The organism is Citrobacter sp. W9, from assembly GCF_026719375.1.
In the GTDB taxonomy this organism is placed as follows: domain Bacteria; phylum Pseudomonadota; class Gammaproteobacteria; order Enterobacterales; family Enterobacteriaceae; genus Citrobacter; species Citrobacter werkmanii.
In genome coordinates this window covers 1-295 of sequence record NZ_JAPPTE010000088.1, presented here as the reverse complement: position 1 = coordinate 295, position 295 = coordinate 1, and the positions used below count along the sequence as shown (strand labels likewise).

At 51.5% G+C, this 295-nt stretch carries 2 rRNA genes; both read right to left on the bottom strand.

The window, feature by feature from the left end:
• A 5S ribosomal RNA gene (gene rrf, locus OOJ59_RS27995) occupies nt 1–99 on the bottom strand; the annotation flags it as partial.
• A gap of 92 nt (nt 100–191) precedes the next feature.
• A 23S ribosomal RNA gene (locus tag OOJ59_RS27990) occupies nt 192–295 on the bottom strand; the annotation flags it as partial.

Genomic DNA, 295 nt, shown 5'->3' with positions numbered 1-295 from the left:
TCTCGCATGGGGAGACCCCACACTACCATCGGCGCTACGGCGTTTCACTTCTGAGTTCGGCATGGGGTCAGGTGGGACCACCGCGCTACAGCCGCCAGGCAAATTCTGTTTATTAACCCGCTTTTTGCCGGTTAATCTTATCTGTATCAGGCTGAAAATCTGTCTCTTCGCCAAAACACCTTCGGCGTTGTAAGGTTAAGCCTCACGGTTCATTAGTATCGGTTAGCTCAATGTATCGCTACACTTACACACCCGACCTATCAACGTCGTCGTCTTCAACGTTCCTTCAGGACCC